This is a genomic window from Halomonas sp. IOP_14, from assembly GCF_021021315.1.
GTDB classification, from domain to species: domain Bacteria; phylum Pseudomonadota; class Gammaproteobacteria; order Pseudomonadales; family Halomonadaceae; genus Vreelandella; species Vreelandella titanicae.
The window spans coordinates 22,279-39,934 of record NZ_JAINWD010000018.1 but is presented as its reverse complement, the minus strand read 5'-3'; the positions used below and the strand labels follow the sequence as shown (position 1 = coordinate 39,934).

18 protein-coding genes are annotated in these 17,656 nt (G+C 56.9%); 6 read left to right on the top strand and 12 right to left on the bottom strand.

Going from position 1 to position 17,656, the window contains the following annotated elements:
• Positions 1-7 precede the first annotated feature (7 nt).
• On the top strand, positions 8-253 hold the full coding sequence (locus tag K7H09_RS13840; protein ID WP_230804964.1) for a formate dehydrogenase subunit delta: 246 nt from the start codon (positions 8-10) through the stop codon (positions 251-253).
• A 100-nt stretch (positions 254-353) separates the two neighbouring features.
• On the opposite strand, the gene K7H09_RS13835 is transcribed toward K7H09_RS13840, so the two are convergent.
• Complete coding sequence (locus K7H09_RS13835) at positions 354-2,141, bottom strand: methyl-accepting chemotaxis protein (protein WP_141440409.1); 1,788 nt, start codon at positions 2,139-2,141, stop codon at positions 354-356.
• 440 nt (positions 2,142-2,581) lie between these two features.
• On the opposite strand from K7H09_RS13835, the gene K7H09_RS13830 reads away from it, so the two are divergent.
• The gene (locus K7H09_RS13830; RefSeq protein WP_141440408.1) at positions 2,582-3,508 is read left to right on the top strand and encodes a YihY/virulence factor BrkB family protein; all 927 of its coding nucleotides are present in this window, start codon (positions 2,582-2,584) and stop codon (positions 3,506-3,508) included.
• 2 nt (positions 3,509-3,510) lie between these two features.
• On the opposite strand, the gene ureG is transcribed toward K7H09_RS13830, so the two are convergent.
• The 8 genes from ureG to K7H09_RS13790 form a co-directional block, all read right to left on the bottom strand.
• Positions 3,511-4,149 (bottom strand): urease accessory protein UreG, encoded by a 639-nt coding sequence (ureG, locus tag K7H09_RS13825; RefSeq protein WP_009286151.1) that lies wholly within the window; start codon positions 4,147-4,149, stop codon positions 3,511-3,513.
• Between the two features lie 29 nt (positions 4,150-4,178).
• A complete protein-coding gene (locus K7H09_RS13820) occupies positions 4,179-4,934 on the bottom strand; it encodes an urease accessory protein UreF (protein WP_230804989.1) in 756 nt (251 codons plus the stop codon).
• A complete protein-coding gene (gene ureE, locus K7H09_RS13815; protein WP_041157485.1) occupies positions 4,924-5,451 on the bottom strand; it encodes an urease accessory protein UreE in 528 nt (175 codons plus the stop codon). Before ureE ends, K7H09_RS13820 begins: the two co-directional genes overlap by 11 nt.
• A 174-nt stretch (positions 5,452-5,625) precedes the next feature.
• Positions 5,626-7,341 (bottom strand): urease subunit alpha, encoded by a 1,716-nt coding sequence (gene ureC, locus K7H09_RS13810; protein ID WP_141440407.1) that lies wholly within the window; start codon positions 7,339-7,341, stop codon positions 5,626-5,628.
• A complete protein-coding gene (locus K7H09_RS13805; protein ID WP_022521354.1) occupies positions 7,338-7,658 on the bottom strand; it encodes an urease subunit beta in 321 nt (106 codons plus the stop codon). The genes ureC and K7H09_RS13805 overlap by 4 nt, the downstream gene beginning before the upstream one ends.
• Positions 7,659-7,811: 153 nt before the next feature.
• Entirely contained in the window at positions 7,812-8,114 is a 303-nt protein-coding gene (locus tag K7H09_RS13800) for an urease subunit gamma (RefSeq protein ID WP_022521353.1), read from the bottom strand.
• Positions 8,115-8,151: 37 nt separating this feature from the next.
• On the bottom strand, positions 8,152-9,036 hold the full coding sequence (locus K7H09_RS13795; protein WP_141440406.1) for an urease accessory protein UreD: 885 nt from the start codon (positions 9,034-9,036) through the stop codon (positions 8,152-8,154).
• 227 nt (positions 9,037-9,263) lie between these two features.
• Positions 9,264-10,625 carry a diguanylate cyclase gene (locus K7H09_RS13790; protein ID WP_141440405.1) on the bottom strand — a complete coding sequence of 454 codons (1,362 nt, stop codon included), beginning with the start codon at positions 10,623-10,625 and terminating at the stop codon, positions 9,264-9,266.
• Between the two features lie 411 nt (positions 10,626-11,036).
• Here K7H09_RS13790 and K7H09_RS13785 point away from each other — a divergent pair, with 411 nt between their 5' ends.
• From K7H09_RS13785 to K7H09_RS13770, 4 genes are read left to right on the top strand one after another with little or no spacing between them, the layout of a single operon-like run.
• Positions 11,037-12,005 (top strand): metal ABC transporter solute-binding protein, Zn/Mn family, encoded by a 969-nt coding sequence (locus tag K7H09_RS13785; protein WP_141440404.1) that lies wholly within the window; start codon positions 11,037-11,039, stop codon positions 12,003-12,005.
• 23 nt (positions 12,006-12,028) lie between these two features.
• A complete protein-coding gene (locus K7H09_RS13780) occupies positions 12,029-12,811 on the top strand; it encodes a metal ABC transporter ATP-binding protein (RefSeq protein ID WP_041157262.1) in 783 nt (260 codons plus the stop codon).
• Between the two features lie 3 nt (positions 12,812-12,814).
• Positions 12,815-13,921 carry a metal ABC transporter permease gene (locus tag K7H09_RS13775; RefSeq protein WP_035539242.1) on the top strand — a complete coding sequence of 369 codons (1,107 nt, stop codon included), beginning with the start codon at positions 12,815-12,817 and terminating at the stop codon, positions 13,919-13,921.
• Complete coding sequence (locus tag K7H09_RS13770; RefSeq protein WP_009286158.1) at positions 13,918-14,838, top strand: metal ABC transporter permease; 921 nt, start codon at positions 13,918-13,920, stop codon at positions 14,836-14,838. Before K7H09_RS13775 ends, K7H09_RS13770 begins: the two co-directional genes overlap by 4 nt.
• Before the next feature lie 97 nt (positions 14,839-14,935).
• On the opposite strand, the gene urtE is transcribed toward K7H09_RS13770, so the two are convergent.
• From urtE to urtC, 3 genes are read right to left on the bottom strand one after another with little or no spacing between them, the layout of a single operon-like run.
• Complete coding sequence (gene urtE / locus K7H09_RS13765; RefSeq protein WP_027957898.1) at positions 14,936-15,643, bottom strand: urea ABC transporter ATP-binding subunit UrtE; 708 nt, start codon at positions 15,641-15,643, stop codon at positions 14,936-14,938.
• Positions 15,643-16,479 carry an urea ABC transporter ATP-binding protein UrtD gene (gene urtD, locus K7H09_RS13760; RefSeq protein ID WP_141440403.1) on the bottom strand — a complete coding sequence of 279 codons (837 nt, stop codon included), beginning with the start codon at positions 16,477-16,479 and terminating at the stop codon, positions 15,643-15,645. Before urtD ends, urtE begins: the two co-directional genes overlap by 1 nt.
• Positions 16,476-17,654, bottom strand: coding sequence for an urea ABC transporter permease subunit UrtC (gene urtC, locus K7H09_RS13755; RefSeq protein ID WP_141440402.1), 1,179 nt, complete (start codon positions 17,652-17,654; stop codon positions 16,476-16,478). The genes urtD and urtC overlap by 4 nt, the downstream gene beginning before the upstream one ends.
• Positions 17,655-17,656 lie beyond the last annotated feature (2 nt).

Below are 17,656 nucleotides of genomic sequence, written 5' to 3'. Positions count from 1 at the left end.
GCACGCAATGTCGTCGAACCAAGATACTCACCTGATTCACATGACCAACCAGATCGCAGCTAACCTGGGCGGCGGTCGTGATGAAGAAATGGCAGCCGCGGCCACCTGTCGCCACCTGGAAACCTTTTGGGCACGATCAATGAAGCAGCGCCTAATAGCCACGCTGGAACGCGAGGATGCCGCGCTTTCACCACTGGCAAAGCGAGCCGTCATCTTGCTGGCTGAAGGACTGGCCAGGCGGCATGCCGTATAAGCATCACTGTCGTTAACGCAACGGGGCTTGCCAAATGGCAAGCCCCGTTTTTATACCCATCTTTCCCAAGCGCTGATATCACAAGCACTGGTAGTGAACGTTAGAACTCTTCCCACTCATCTGCAGCATGCTTTGCCGGTGAGGGCTTTGACGATGGCTGTGATGAGGAGTGCGATGAAAGCGCAGGGCGCTTCATGGCGCTATCACTGCCACGTTGCTGAGGGGCCGGAGACGCTAGCGCTTCGTGCCGCGGCGTGGGCTCATCGTCACCAAGTACGAAGGAGTTGATTAACTGATTCAGGTGCTCCGCATGGCGGCGCATATTGGCGGCGGCGGTGGTGGACTCCTGCACCATGGCGGCGTTCTGCTGGGTCATGGTGTCCATTTCAGCCACGGCAGTGTTGATCTGGCCAATACCGCTGCTCTGCTCTTTAGCGCCAGCGGTGATCTCACCGATTACATCGGTGACTTTCGCCACGCTGGAGACAATCTCACGCATGGTATCACCGGCGCTGCGTACCAGCTTCGCACCGGAGTTAGTGTGCTGAACCGATGCATCAATAAGCGCACGAATCTCTTTGGAAGCATCGCTGGAACGACTGGCCAGAACCCTAACTTCTTGTGCCACCACGGCAAAGCCGCGGCCATGCTCACCTGCCCTTGCGGCTTCCACCGAGGCATTAAGCGCCAAAATATTGGTTTGGAAGGCAATCGAATCGATCATGCTGATGATGTCACTGATGCGCGATGCAGAGTCGTTAATATCGCTCATGGTGCTTTCCACCTGCCCCATCGAGGTCTCACCTTCGCGGGCTACATCAGCAGTAGACTGCACCAGCGTATTGGCCTGCTGGGCATTGTCGGCGCTGTGATTAACCGTCGAGGTGATCTCTTCCATGGAAGCGGAGGTTTGTTGCAGGTTCGCGGCCGCCTGCTCGGTACGGGTGGCGAGCTCATCGGAGCTTTGTGAGATCTCCCCCGCCGCTTGGTGCACGCTGAGCGTACTGCTGCGTACATCACGAAGCGTGTTCTGCATCCGCGCTACAAAGGCGTTGAATTGAACGCTAAGCTCGCCAATTTCGTCACCGCTTTCAACTGCTAAGCGACGGGTTAAATCACCGCGCCCCTGGGCAATATCGTGCATAGCCGCAGTAGTGCGCTTGATCGGCCCCAGCGTGCGACGCACCAAGCCATACGCTATCAGTGCAATCACAATAAATAGACCCAGACCCAACAAGGAGGCAAATATAATGCCCTGGCGCAAATCGGCGGCAGCCGCGGCTTCAAGTTCGGCAATAGCATCGTCAGCATCGGTGACGTAAACGCCTGCACCAATGAGCCAATCCCATTTTTCAAGGCGGTCAACGAATGAGTGCTTGGGTTCTATTCTGTCGGTACCTGGGTAATCCCACATATAGCTGTAGAAGCCACCGCCACTCTGGGCGACCTTAATGATCTCGCGAATCAGGTAGGTGCCATCGGGGGTTTGCGCATCGATCATGTTGGTGCCTTCACGCTCCGGTGCAGGCGCCGTGACGATATTGTTACCGTCATAGTCGTAGATAAAAATGTAGTTGTTGTCTTCAAAGCGCATCGAACGCACAAGCTCAGCTACCTGCTGCTTGGCGGCCTCATCGTTGGCACCGGCTTGTTCGTAAATGGGCTCGATGGCAGAAGTCGCCATCTGGACGATATCGCGCACCGCATGGCGGCGCTCTTCAATCAGCATTTCACGCTGGTTTGCCAACGTATCGCGGGTGTCTTGGGCGCTGCTGTAGGCTTTAAACCCGACCAGCACAACCGTCACTAACAGAAGAGGGAGCAGTACCAGCATCAGCACCTTGGTTTGTAAACCAAGGGCTCGTTTGGGAGCAGAAGGAGTGGACATATGTGGGCAAGCTCCAGAGTCAGTCTTGAGTGAAGAGTTTTTAGTAGTTATAGGAGCCTTATCGACCTAAAGTGCACGAACTTTAACCATTTTTTAGTTTTTTTACTTAATATTCAATTAATTAGCATTTAATGATTAGCTTCATAACCTAAGTTAAGGTTATTCATAGAGTAAAGGTTCATTGTGAGGTTGTGGTGGCCAGGGATGGCCCGTTTTAAGCAAGTCGCTTAACCACAATCTTCGGTTGCCCTGGTCTCTCTACCGCCTGGTCAGGGCGACCTTTTTGTTTGTAGGGCGGCGAGTTAGCTTCTGCCTCTTACTACTCTCTCCTGAAGCCAGATCAGGCAATTCGGGACTTCCTTGATATTTGCCCTTGTTATTTGCCATTGCCATCAGCGTATCATGGCGATAGGGCCTAATGTCCAAGGAGAATAGCAAGCATGGTTCGAAACCACCCATTTGTTAGCGCTGTCTTGCTCCTGCTCCCTAGGTTGGTTCACTTTGCTTGGCGCGTATTACGCAATTTCCTGAAAAATCACGGTGTCCTGCTAGCCGGCGGAGTAGGCTACAACATTCTGCTCTCTATCGTGCCGCTTTTTGCCGTGCTCGTTGTGCTGTTAACCCAAGTCGTCGATCAGCAGCACTTACTCAATGTGCTGGCCGTACAGGCACGCCATATGGCGCCTGCCCACGCGGAAGTGTTGCTGGAGGCCGTTCGCAGCCTGCTGGAATCGCGAGATGTGATTGGCATTCTGAGCTTTCCCATTCTGCTCCTGTTCAGCTCATTCGCCTTTCGTATGCTGGAAGACGCCCTGGCGATCATTTTCCATGCGCCGGATAGCCCGCATATCAAACGCAGCGTTTGGGTTTCGGTAATGTTGCCCTACGCCTTTATGGTGGTACTGGGGGCGGCGCTTATGGTTCTCACGCTGGTAGTCACCCTGGCCAGTTCGCTCAATATGCTGGTAATGCTGCTATTTGAACGTGAACTACCGCTGGCGGGATTTTCAGAGCCGGTGCTTAACCTGGCCAGTTTCACTGGGGTGTTCCTGCTGTTCAGCGCTATCTACAAAGTGCTGCCGGTGGTGCGCATCGCCTTACGTCGGGCAATCGTAGGGGGCTTTGTGGCAGCACTGCTGTGGGAGGGGGTTCGCCTGTTGCTGGTTTACTATTTCGCCAATCTCTCGTTCGTTAACGCTGTCTACGGCTCGCTGGCAGCGCTGGTGGTCGTACTGATTAGCCTGGAAGTGGGCGCCATCATTTTACTACTGGGCGCCCAGGTGATTGCCGAATTAGAGCGCAATACCCGCCTTGGCTTGCCATGGCACGTCGACCCCACTCGCCAGCCAATTACGCGGGTCGATTGACGTTAGCTAGCGGTCACTTCGGCCTGCGGACGCCGCTCATCCAGCATCCCTTTATCGAGAATAAAGCGGATGATCTCCTCAAGCCCTACTCCGTCATAAAGATTGGTGAACACGAAGGGCCGCTCGCCGCGCATTTTCTTGGAATCGCGCTCCATGACCTCTAGTGAAGCGTGCACCTGCTCGGCGATATCGATTTTATTGATAATCAGTAGATCCGATTTGGTAATGCCCGGCCCGCCTTTGCGAGGTATTTTGTCGCCTGCCGAGACGTCGATGACGTAGAGCGTCAGGTCGGAAAGCTCGGGGCTGAAGGTCGCCGAGAGGTTGTCGCCGCCCGACTCGACCATGACCAGTTCCAGCTTCGGGTGACGCGCCTGGAGCTCATCAATGGCTGCCAAGTTCATCGAGGCGTCTTCACGAATCGCGGTATGCGGGCACCCCCCGGTCTCAACCCCTAGAATACGATCCGCCGGTAGGGCATCGTGCTTGAGCAAAAAGTCGGCGTCTTCGCGGGTGTAGATATCGTTAGTGACTACGGCGATATCGTAGTAATCACGCAGCGCTAAACAGAGTTGCTTGAGCAGCGCGGTTTTACCAGAACCAACCGGGCCACCCACACCAACACGTAAACAGTGAGTCATTGTTCTCTCCTCGTTAACTTCTAGGTCATCTAACTTCGAAACAGGCGCGAATATTGGGTTTCGTGCAAGGCGCTAGCCAGTGCCAGACCGGGCAGCACCGGGCCCAGCTCTTCATCATCCAGCGTAAGTGCCTGATTAACGGCATTCACTAGCGCGGGGCGCAGTTGTTCAATTACTCGCTGGGCAGCGGTGTGGCCAAGCGGCAAGGCTTTACAGGCCACCGCTAGCTGGTTCTCCATCCACGCCCAGGCAAACCCCAGCAGCGTTTGGCGAACAGACACGCCACGGACGTGGGCCGTGTAGGCAAACAGCGTTACATAACCTGCTTGGGGCGGAAGCAAGGGTGGGAGTAAGTCTTCACTTGGCAACTGCTGCTCTCTCGGCAATAAGTTCAAGCTGCCCAGTAGGCGTTTGAGCGAGGCGCCCAGCCTGCTATCTTCGGCGGCGAGCTCGGCGGTTTCCCGGGTGGCAGCCAGCCACTCATCCCACGCGGCAATTGATTTACGACCTTCTGCCATGTCCGCCTGGCCAAACGCCTGACCAAACGCATCGTGCAACCGCGCCAGCACTGGCAGTTCGCAGCGGGTTAAGCCATCTTCCAGCACACCGTTTAGCCACTCGGCGAGGCTGGCTTCATCGCGCACCCAGTCCAGCTCAAAGGCGCTTTCCAGACCTTGGGAAAAGGCAAAGGCGCCGATGGGCAACGCTGGGCTCACCAACTGCATCAGCCCTAGCAGCGCTAGCTCATCACTTTGGCTTTCTAGCGCAGTGAGTTCAGTGGGCATGGTGGTGCTCATGCGAGTGGTCATGATCGTGGTCGTGTGAATGACCGTGCGAATGACCATGTGAATGTCCGCCACCTACTTGGTTATAAGCACCCGGCTCCGGGTCGAACGTTGCGTTGTGGTGCTCTAGTTCGGCACCTAACAGCTCGGCGAGCTCTTCCAACACATGATCCGGCGGGAAGCGCACCCAGCCGCCCTTTTCATCTTCACCCAGCGCCAGCTGCACGTGGCGATTGCCCAGGTGGTAGGCCAGCCGCGCCAGCGGTAAGCCAGTACTCACTCGCGCGGTAACCACCGGTTCTACCGCGGCGCAGACACGCACCACTTCGCCGCTTTCGGCTTTTAGACCTTCGCCGCTGCGCAGCACCGGGCCGCGATCAAGAAACAACCCCAGCTCACGGCCACTATCGCTTTGGGCTTTTAAGCGCCCGCGAATACGTAGCTCAAAGGGTAGCGTGAGCGTATCGCTCGCCGCGCTTTCCTCTATCGGCCCTAAGCGTTCTATGAGTTTAAGCATTGGTATCATCCTGTTCAGAACCTGCAGTTAAGCACCCAGTAGCCGAGCCGGGGGTAGGTCGTAGTGAGGGTCTTTTGCCATGGATGGCAAAAGTAGCGTACAGGGATGTATTTACAGCGCCCTCACGTAGACCTACCCCCGGCACTGCACTTGCTGGCGGTCATAGTGCGCTATTCAAAATAAATGATAACGCTGAGCCAGCGGCAGTTCGGTGGCGGGCTCGCAGGTTAAAATTTCGCCATCGCAGCGCACTTCGTAGGTTTGCGGGTCGACGGTTAGTTCTGGGCAGGCATCGTTTAGCTTCATATCCTTTTTGCGCACTTGGCGCACGTTTTTGCACGCCGCCAGTTCGCTATTTAGCCCCAGTGTCTCTTTGATGCCCGCATCCAGCGCGGCCTGGCTGACAAAGCTGAGCCGGGTTTGGCTGGCCGCACGGCCAAAAGCGCCGAACATATAGCGGTAATGCACCGGCTGCGGGGTGGGAATCGAGGCATTAGGATCACCCATGGGCGCCGCCGCAATCATGCCGCCTTTGATCATCATCGCTGGCTTGACGCCAAAGAAGGCCGGTTTCCAAAGCACCAGATCCGCCAGCTTACCGACTTCGATGGAACCTACTTCGTGAGCGATGCCGTGAGTGATCGCCGGGTTGATGGTGTACTTGGCGATATAGCGCTTGGCGCGAAGGTTATCGGCACCCAGGGCTTCGTCTTCCGGCAACAGGCCGCGCTGCACCTTCATTTTATGGGCGGTTTGCCAGGTGCGGCAGACCACCTCACCGACCCGCCCCATGGCTTGGGAATCCGAGGCAATCATCGAGATCACGCCCAAATCGTGGAGGATATCCTCAGCGGCGATGGTTTCCCGGCGAATGCGTGAGTCGGCGAAGGCCACGTCTTCAGGGATATTGGGATCCAGGTGGTGGCACACCATCAGCATATCGAGGTGTTCGTCGATGGTGTTGACGGTGTAGGGCCGCGTTGGGTTAGTGGATGACGGCAGTACATAGGCTTTCGAGCAGGCAGTGAGGATATCTGGGGCGTGTCCACCACCAGCACCTTCGGTGTGGTAAGTATGGATACAGCGCTCTTTGAACGCGGCCAGGGTGTCTTCCACAAAGCCCGATTCGTTTAGGGTGTCGGTGTGGATCGCCACCTGCACATCATAGGCATCAGCGACGTTAAGGCAGTTATTGATCGAGGCAGGCGTGGTGCCCCAATCTTCGTGCAATTTGAGGCCCATGGCGCCTGCTTGGAGCTGGAGCTCTAGGGACTCAGGCAGGCTGGCGTTGCCTTTGCCCAGAAAGCCGATATTCATGGGCATATCGTCCACCGCTTGCAGCATCTTACCGATGTGCCAAGCGCCGGGGGTACAGGTGGTTGCGTTGGTACCAGTCGCCGGACCGGTGCCACCGCCCAGCATGGTGGTCACGCCGCTCATCAGCGCTTCTTCGACCTGCTGAGGGCAGATAAAGTGGATATGGGAATCTATACCGCCCGCGGTCAGGATCTTACCTTCGCCGGAGATGATTTCGGTGCCGGGGCCAATGACGATTTCAACATCAGGTTGTACGTCAGGGTTGCCCGCTTTTCCAATCGCGGCGATGCGGCCATTTTGAATACCCACGTCGGCTTTGACGATACCCCACCAATCCAGAATCAGCGCGTTGGTAATCACGGTATCCATTACCGTGTCGTCGGCGCGCTGGCTTTGACCCATGCCGTCGCGGATGACTTTGCCGCCGCCGAACTTCACTTCATCGCCGTAGTGGGTGGCATCCTGTTCGACTTCGATCCAAAGCTCGGTATCGCCCAGGCGCACGCGGTCGCCCACCGTGGGGCCATACATATCGGCGTAGGCTTGCCGACTGATCTTGTTAACCGGTTTCATTGTTTACCTCCGTCGAGCGCGCCCATGACATCGCCGCGAAAACCGTAAATTTCTCGCTTGCCGACATAGGGAATCAACGTGACTTCGCGGGTCTGGCCAGGCTCAAAGCGAATCGCCGTGCCTGCGGCCACGTCCAGACGAAAGCCTCGGGTTTTATCGCGATCAAACACCAGCGCCGGGTTAGCTTCGGCGAAGTGGTAGTGGGAGCCGATCTGGATCGGGCGGTCGCCGGTATTGGCCACCTCGACGCTAATCCGCTCACGCCCCGCGCACAGCTCGATATCACCTTCTTTTAACTTGTACTCACCGGGAATCATTTGGTTGCTCCTTTGTTTTTTTGTGAGGTGTTAGGCGAGAGGTGTGAGGTGTAAAGAGAGAGGTATGAGGGGTGCGTAACCCACTACTACTCACCCCTAACTATTCACTCCTCACCCCTCACAATCCACCCCTCACTCCTCACAATTAACCCCTCACACAATTGGCGTATGGACAGTGACCAGCTTGGTGCCGTCGGGGAAAGTGGCTTCCACCTGCACTTCGTCGACCATCTCGGCGACACCGTCCATCACATCCTCACGGCTAAGGATTTCGCGACCATAGCTCATTAAGTCCGCTACGCTGCGGCCATCCCGGGCGCCTTCCATAATCTCGAAGCTGATCAGCGCCACCGCTTCCGGGTAATTGAGTTTTAAACCACGCGCCTTGCGGCGCTCCGCCAATTGGGCGGCTGAGAACAGCAGCAGCTTGTCTTTGTCTCTTGGGGTTAATTCCATGGAATGTGTCTCCAGCAGTGCATCGCAGTGATGCTAATTAGGTTAGCCAAATTCGTGGTGTATGTGCTTCACGCTCGATCCAGCGGGGGCGCAGCAGTTGCCAAGCCTGTTCGCATAACGCCCAGGCTTCGTTACGCGAGTTGCCTAAATAGCGCAGCAGCAGAACACCGTGGCGGACGGTGACCGCCCAGCGCGGGTTATCCGGCAGCGCTTCACGCAAGGCTTCAATGGCAGCAGGCGCGTCGGCAATCCCCACTGCCCAGAGCGTGGCCTGCACCGTGGCACCGCCCTGCCCCCAGCGCCCGGCAAAGCGTGGGTGTAGTGGGTCTAGCGGTTGGCGCTCTAGCCACAGCGGTTTGCCATCCAGGGTTAAGCGGAAGTGCTGCTCAATACGCCCGGAAACATAGGGTAAGTCGCTGGCCGGGCGGCCCAGTGCCATCACTTCCCAGCCCAGGCAACGGGCGCTGCCGTGAAGGTCAATTTGGGTGCGCTGTTCACCCTTGGAACCATCAAAGGCGATGGTCTCCTGGGGCAGCCACTCCAGAGTCGCGCCATTTTCAACGCTCAACCGGGTATGCTGCGTCCATGCCACGCCCTGGCTGTCGGCTTTATAGAGTTTATTGGCAGCCGGAGTCGTCAGCAGCGCATGGGCACCGCTCTCTACATGGGCACTAATGGTAAGCGCATCGCCGCTGACTAACCCGCCCGGCGGGTGAAGCACATAAACATGACAAGCCTCACTACGCCCTTCGGGATAGAAAGGGCGCTGCACCCGCAGTGGTCCCTGATGACGCGCCTGCACCATGCGAGTAGCACTGCCCCGATGAGCGAAGGTGAGTGCTAACGAAGCTGCCCAATGGCGGCCTGCATCGAAGCGGTGGCCAGAGGCAATGTGTGGTTTGGCGAGTTCGCACAGGATCATGGGTTGCTACCGCTTCCTTTTCACTAAGCCTTTGACATAGGTAAGCAATTAATGCGCCAAAATGGTGAAAAGCCCTGCTGCGCGGTCAATGGTAGGGATGAACGGCGGTGACTGGCAGTGCTACGCATCTAGGCGCACCAAAACAGCACCACATCAGACCTCAAATGCACCAAATAAATGCACTCACTACTTGCTTAGTGCTCAGCCTGCACTCACTCTTCACACCATTACTGCACAACGACCCGGTCACGCCCACCGCGCTTCGCTTCATAAAGGGCCTGATCAGCACGCTGCAGGGAGTGGTGATAGTCTGGGTGACCATCGTGAAGCGTTACACCCACGCTAATCGTCACGTTAAGCAGCGTATCGGCACCGGCGAGCATCGGCTCCTTAGCCACCGATTGGCGTAAACGCTCAGCAAATAACCGGCTGCCGTCATGGTCAGTATTGACCAGCACAATCAAAAACTCCTCGCCGCCCATGCGAAACACGTAATCACCCCCACGGGTGGAGCGATCAAGGATGCTCGCCACCTGCTGCAGCACGTTGTCGCCGGCGTCGTGCCCATGGGTATCGTTGATCGATTTGAAGTGATCGATATCTACCATCAACAGCGCAAAGCAGTGCTCCGAGTGGCGGGCAATGTCTATTTCGCGACTAAGCACCACTGACAAAAACTTGCGGTTGAGCAACCGGGTTAAGCTGTCGCGCCCTGCATCCAAACCGGAGGCGCGCTCTAATACATTGTCGAGCAGCATCAACACCGTACGGGCGGCATCACGAATCTCGCCCAGCGCCTTAAGTCGCTGGCTAGCATCTTCATGCATCAGCACTTCCAGCCACTCACGATCCACTTGCTGAATATGGAGTGAAATAGTGGCAATCTCCGGCACGCCCTCGAACGCATGGCACGCTTTATGGAAGTACCACAGACCAAAATCGGAATTGGATAACCGCGGCAGCGTGGCGATATCCTGCTGGGCAGCTATGGCAAACATCAGCGCATTCTCCCAATTCAACAACGCCGAACGCTGGCGTTCACGCTCGTCGCCAATGCTCTGGGTGAGTGAAAACAGCTTGTACGCCTCTTCAGTGCGCGCATTACGGTCACTGGCCACCGAGTAGGCGTGGCTCATGATTTCCATGGCCATATCAATATGATCGGAGACGTACACCGAGGCATCCCCCGGCGATAGCGGGCTTTTGAACGTGGCGTTGATCTGTTGATAAAACACCTGCTTAAGCTGCCGCGCTCCACTTAGCACCAGGTTGACCGGAATATCGATGCGGGCATGCACCTGCCCCACTTTTTCCTGCTGCTCAACCAGGGACTCAAAATCGGCGTGCTCAACGGCAAACATGGCCTTCAGCCAGCGCTGCATTGAGGGGTGTAAACGCTGCTCCACTTGATCGTTGGAGAGAAACAGCGAAGCATGCGGGTCTTCCAACATCACCCGGTAAAAGTGGTCAGCAAAGCTTTGCCCGTGGTGCTCTACCAACGTCTCGACTGCTTGCCGCAACGGTTTGGGCGTACGCTCCAGAAGCGCTTGCCACTCGGCGGCGAGCTGATGTTTATCTTTATAGCGCATACCCCACCTGCTTCTTATTGATCAACAGCCAATATTACACGCAAAGCATTTTCGTCAACCCAACACAGAGCAGGGTTTTAGCGAATAAACCCACAAGCGGCTCGCATGGCGGCGCGGCAGCGGTGCTTCGCCATACTATAGGGCCAATCGGTAAGCGAGTGACGCTCCAAAACATAACCAAGGCCTGTTGATGCCTTACCTGGCGTAGAGGTACGTGAGTAGCGCACTTTGCGCTTACTCCCGCCATAACTCAGGCTCCCCTTTTCAGCTCACCTCAGCGTCTTTTATCCGCTTGACATTTCATGAATAGCGCCACAAACTTAGCCAAGGCTATACTTCTTTCCTCGGGACAATCAGTTTACACAAAGCAATTTCAGCCCATCTACCTCATGACGAGTCTGGAGCTAAATAATGGCAACAAAATATGCCGTGATTCTATTGGGAACGCTGCCTTTTAGTGCGTTGGCAACTGCCGATGAAACGCCCTTAAACGTGGTGGCAACGATTGGGATGATTGCCGATGTAGCGCAGGAAGTAGGCGGCGAATGCGTTAATGTGGAAGCCATGATGGGCCCCGGCGTAGACCCCCACCTGTATCAGGCAAGCGCTAGCGATGTGGCCTTGCTGCGGGGCGCCGAACACATTCTCTATTCAGGCTACTCATTGGAAGGACAGCTGGGGAGCGTGCTGGAGAATTTCTCGGCACGAACACCCACGCTTGCCGTGGCGCCCGCTTCCATTGATCCGGCGTCGTTGATCACCGCTCAGGATGTCTACGGAGTCGACCCTCACCTGTGGATGGATGTCTCTTTATGGGCCCAAACACTGCCCACCCTAAGCGATGCATTGAGCGAAGCACGCCCTGAGTGCGCCACGTCGATTGAAACCAATACCGAGCGTTATCAGGCTCAGTTGCTAGCCCTGCATGAGTGGGTTAAAGAGAGCATTGCCAGCATCCCCGAAGAGCAGCGTATTCTTGTCACCGCCCACGACGCTTTCAGCTACTTTGGCCGTGCCTATGACATTGAGGTGGAAGGGATTCAGGGCATCAGTACCGAAACCGAAACTGGGATCGCCGATATTCGCAGCATGGCGGATAGCGTTGTTGCCCGTAACGTGCCCGCCATATTTGTCGAGAGCACCATCAATCCACGCACCATTCAGGCAGTGATCGATGCTGCAAGGCAACGCGGCCATGATGTGACCATCGGCGGCCAACTTTATTCCGACGCCATGGGCGATGAAGGCACGGTAGATGGTACCTATATGGGCATGATCTACCGTAACACCCAGCACATTGTCGAGGCGCTAGGCGGTTCGCTGGCCCCGCTGCCAAAGGCACTGGATGACTGGGCCAGCGAGTGGCAACTCGCTCAATAAGCATTCGATAAGGCAGTGCATCCATGGCGATATTCAACCCTACAGACACCGCACTGAGCATTAAAAACCTGACGGTGAGCTACCATAACCAGCCCGTGCTATGGGATATCGATCTGGATATCCCCGCCGGTGTCATGGCGGGCATTGTCGGCCCTAACGGGGCGGGCAAGAGTACGTTGATCAAAAGCCTGCTTGGGCTGGTGCCGTCGTTGTCGGGAGAGGTGATGGTGCATGGACGGCCCTACGCCACACAGCGTAAACGGGTGGGCTACGTGCCCCAGCGCTCAAGCGTTGACTGGGATTTTCCCACCACGGCGCTGGATGTGGTCACCATGGGGCTTTACGGGCGCTTGGGCTGGCTCAAGAGACCGGGTCGCAAAGAGCGCCATGAAGCGCAGGAAGCACTTGAAATGGTCGGTATGAGCGCCTTCGCTGAACGACAGATTAGCCAGCTTTCTGGTGGCCAGCAGCAGCGCGTGTTTCTGGCTCGCGCGCTGGTGCAACAGGCCGATGTGTATTTTCTTGATGAACCCATGGCTGGCGTCGATGCCACCACCGAGCGGGCCATTATCGATATCCTGCGCCACCTGCGCGACGCGGGCAAAACGCTGATTGTGGTACACCACGATCTGCAAACGGTTCGCACCTACTTTGACTGGCTACTGCTACTCAACGTGCGAGTCATCGCCAGCGGCAAGGCCGAGGAGGTGTTCAAGATCGATCACCTGCGCCAGGCTTACGGCGGCCAAATCGCGCTACTTAACGACAATGAATCGTTAATGTTTTCCGCCTCAAAGGTGAAGTAACCCATGGTGTGGCTTGAGCTTTTATCTGACTACACCTTTCAGAATGTAGTCATTGGCGCCTCGCTGCTGGGGCTGATCAGCGGCCCGCTGGGCTGTTTTGCGGTGCTGCGTCGCCAAAGCCTGCTGGGAGACGCAATTTCCCACGCAGCCCTTCCCGGCATCTGTTTAAGCTTTATCATCACCGGCAGCCGGGATATTGGCGGGATTATTATTGGTTCACTGATCACCGGCTCCGCCGCCGCGCTGATTATGCTGATGCTGACGCGCTTAAGCCGCCTGAAAACGGACGCAGCCCTGGGCACCTGCCTCAGTATCTTTTTTGCCGTGGGTATCGTTCTGCTCACCTATATCCAGAGTACCAATAACGCCTCCCAGGGCGGTCTTGAGGCCTTTCTTTTCGGCCAGGCCGCCGCGACGCTGCGCTCCGATTTATGGGTGATGGGCAGCATTACGCTGGTTACGCTGCTGCTGCTTGCCGTCTTCTGGAAACAGGCCAAGCTGGTCACCTTTGATGCGGAGTACGCCCGCACGCTCGGCATGCCTATCACCGTGATTGAAGCATCGCTCACCGCTATGGTTGCGCTAGCGGTCGTCGTCGGCCTGCAGATGGTCGGTGTGATTTTGATGGCCGCCATGATCGTGGCACCCGCGGCCGCCGCCCGACAGTGGAGCCGCCACCTAGGCGGCATGCTCACCATCGCCGCAGGCGTCGGTATTGTCAGTGGTGTTTCAGGGGCAACCATCAGCACCCTATCGCGTGGCCTGGCAACCGGCCCGCTGATTGTCCTTACCGCAACCGCCATCGTGCTTATATCGTTGGCATTGGCGCCCGGCCGTGGCCTGCTGTGGGGTGTGATAAAGCACTATCGCCAGAAGTCAGCGCTGCAGAAACAGCAGCTACTTTATGCGCTATATAAACACTCGGCCGATCCCTCATGCGCCCCCTCAACACTCGGTTCACGCAGGATGCTCAACAAGCTTAAGCAGCAAGGCTACCTAATCCGCTCTCCACGCGGTGCCACCCCAAGCGACGACGGCTGGGGGCTAACGGCACAGGGCCAGGCGGAGGCTAGAAGAGTGGTCGCGGCCTTTGAGGAATTAGCATCATGATGGCAGAGCTACTGACCACAACTGCCCTGCCCATTATGCTAGTGGGCGCGATGGTAGGCATCGCCTCCTCGGCGGTGGGCACCTTTTTAGTGCTGCGCGGCAACAGCATGTTATCCGACGCAATCAGCCATTCGATTGTGTTTGGCATCGTCATCGTCTGGCTGCTGACCAAGCAACAGAGCGGGCCGGTACAACTGATCGGGGCCGCCCTCACTGGGCTGTTAACCGTCCTGCTCACCGAAGCCTTAGCGAGCACCAAACGGGTCAAGCAGGATACCGCTATCGGCCTGGTCTTCCCGGCTCTGTTCTCTATCGGCGTGCTGCTGTTGAATATTTATGCCAATGATGTGCATATCGACACGCATACCGTGCTGCTCGGTGAGATCGGTTTTGTCTGGCTGGATACACTCGACATCTTCGGCCTGCCCATCCCCCAGGCGCTGGTATCGATGAGCGTGATGACGGTGCTCAACTACGCGTTTATCGGACTCTTTTATAAGGAGCTGAAGCTGGCCACCTTCGATCCGGCGCTGGCCAAAACGTTCGGCTTTATGCCCTCGATTCTTTTCTATGTGCTGCTAATGCTAACTAGTTCCACTGCCGTGGCGGCCTTTGATGCGGTAGGCGCGGTGCTGTTTATCGCCTTTGCCATTGTTCCCGCCTCCGCCGCCTATTTGCTGACCGACCGGCTGTGGATGATGTTTATCATCGGTGCGCTAATTTCTATCGCCTCGAGTATTTCTGGCTACTACCTCGCAGTGTATCTCAACGTCTCCATTGGCGGCATGATGGCCGTCATGACCGGCGTATTCCTGATGCTCGCCTTTCTGGCAGGGCCACGCTACGGCGTGATTACCCAACTGGTCAAACGCCAACGGGCACGCCAGGCGCCGGTGGAACCGCCGCCCAGCGTTTGAAGCCCAGCTTTTGGAAACACCGCTCATCCGCGCGCAAAAAAGCGACCGCCTTTCGACAACCGCTTGGCCGGGCAGACGGTAACCGGGTGTGGATAACTTAAACCGTCAGATGCTGCTTGATCAGCTCATTGGAGAGCTCGCTGATCTCACCTTTGGCCACCGGTCGGCCGCGATCCATGATCACAAAGCGGTCGGCGTATTTACGGGCAAAGGGCAGCTTCTGCTCTACCAGTAGCACCGTTAGGCCATCTTCGTTGATCAACTGGCGAATCACCTGGCCAATCTGGGCGACGATATTGGGCTGAATGCCCTCCCCTGGCTCGTCCAAAATCAGTAGTTTGGGTTCGATGACCAGTGCGCGGCCAATCGCCAGCTGCTGCTGTTGCCCGCCGGAGAGATCGCCGCCACGGCGGTGTTTCATCTCTTTTAGCACTGGGAACAGTTCATAGACCCGCTCTGGGATTTTCTTCAGCCCGTCACTGCGGGCGGCAAGGCCGGTGCGCAGGTTCTCCTCTACGGTCAGCAGCGGAAATATCTGCCGCCCTTGGGGCACGTAGCCAATTCCCAACCGCGAGCGCGCCTCAACGGCTTTTTTAGTCAGCTCGATCTCGCCGGTCTCGGAGGTGTAGCGCAGCTCGCCACTTTTGACGGCCACTTCGCCCATCACGGCTTTCAGCAGCGTGGTTTTACCCACGCCGTTGCGTCCCATCACGCAGGTACACTGACCGGCGGGTACCTCAAGATCGAGATCCCAGAGGGTGTGGCTTTCGCCGTAAAACTGGTTGAGCTTTTCGATCGCTAGCATCAGGCGGCCTCCTCGTCATCGGCACCCAGGTAGACCTCGATTACTTTGGGGTCGTTGGAGACTTGATCCATGGTGCCTTCCGCCAGCACGCTGCCCTGATGCAAGACCGTCACCTGGCGGGCAATCGAACGCACAAAGCCCATGTCATGCTCGACCACCAACACGGACTGTTTACCGGCCAGCCCGGTGAGCAACTCGGCCGTGCGCTCCATCTCCTGCTCGGTCATGCCCGCCACCGGTTCATCCACCAGCAGTAAACGCGGACGCTGCATTAGCAGCATGCCGATCTCCAGCCACTGCTTTTGGCCGTGGGAAAGAATGCCTGCAGGTTGATGGCGCAGTGCTGTCAGGCCGATGGTTTCCAGTACTTCATCAATGCGGTCTTTGATCTCGCCGGTCATGCGGGCAGTCAGGGTAGGAAAAATCCGCTTGTCCGCCGCCATGGCCAGCTCCAGATTTTCAAACACCGAGAGCGCTTCGAAGACCGTGGGTTTTTGAAACTTGCGGCCAATGCCCAGGCTGGCAATATCAGGCTCGTTCATGTGTAGCAGGTTATGACGGCTACCAAACCACACGCTGCCGCTATTGGGGCGGGTCTTGCCGGTGATGATATCCATCATGGTGGTCTTGCCCGCCCCGTTGGGGCCGATAATGCAGCGCAGCTCGCCGTCGTTGATGGTCAGATTGAGGTTATTGATGGCTTTAAAGCCATCGAAGCTCACGGTGACATCTTCCATGTAAAGAATCGGCCCATGGCGAACGTCCACCGGCGAGGCTTGGGGCGCCATAAAATCGAACACCCGATCACGCTGTGTCAGCGATTGCAGAAAGCTCATGCGGAGGCCTCCTCGGGCGTGCTATGGGAATTATTAGGGTCAGAATTCGCCGTATCATCGCGCTTGCGACGCTTGAGGTAGCGAAACAGCCCCGCCACCCCTTTGGGCAGAAACACCGTGACCAGTACGAACATCGCGCCCAGGGCAAACAGCCAGGCATCGGGCATTACGCCGGTAAAGATGGTTTTGGCGTAGTTAACTAAAATGGCGCCTATCACCGCGCCATATAGCGTGGCGCGACCGCCCAACGCTACCCACAGCACAATCTCGATGGAGAAAATCGGCGAGAATTCGCTGGGGTTAATGATTCCCACCTGAGGAACATAGAGCGCGCCCGCCAGACCTGCGAGCATCGCCGAGACCACAAACACAAACAGCTGAAAGCGCTCGACCCGGTAGCCGAGAAAGCGCGTACGCGCTTCGGCGTCGCGGGTGGCCACGCTCACCCGCCCCAACTTGCTGGTCACAATCGCACGGCACAGGATATATCCCAGCGCCAGCGCAACGCCGGTGGCCAGGAACAACCCTAGGCGCGTGGCATCGCTGCGCAGGTCAAAACCGACGATTTCGCGGAAGTCAGTCAGGCCGTTATTACCGCCGAAGCCCATCTCGTTGCGGAAGAAAGCCAGCATCAAGGCAAAGGTCAGTGCCTGAGTGATAATCGACAGATATACACCGGTGACCCGTGAGCGAAACGCCAAAAAGCCGAATACCAGTGCCAGCAGCCCGGGGGCCAGCAGCACCATGGCAAAGGCGAACCAGGCCATATCGAAGCCGTGCCAGAACCACGGTAAGCTGTCCCAGTTCAGGAACACCATAAAGTCGGGCAACACGGGGTGGCCGTAGGTGCCGCGGTCGCCAATCTGGCGCATCAAATACATACCCATGGCGTAACCGCCAATGGCGAAGAAGGCGCCGTGTCCCAGACTTAAAATGCCCAGATAGCCCCACACCAGATCCACCGCCACGGCCAGCAACGCGTAGCTTAGGTACTTGCCGAATAGGTTAACGGTATAGGCGCCCACATGTAGTGGATTATCCGGCGGCACTGCCACGTGCAGGAGGGTGACCAGCGCCAGCGCGGCCAGTAGCACGCCGAGAAAAATCTGCGTAGAGCGTTCGCTGAATGGGCGTGTTAGCCAAAAATTGGTCGATGATTCGGTCGTTAAAGACATCG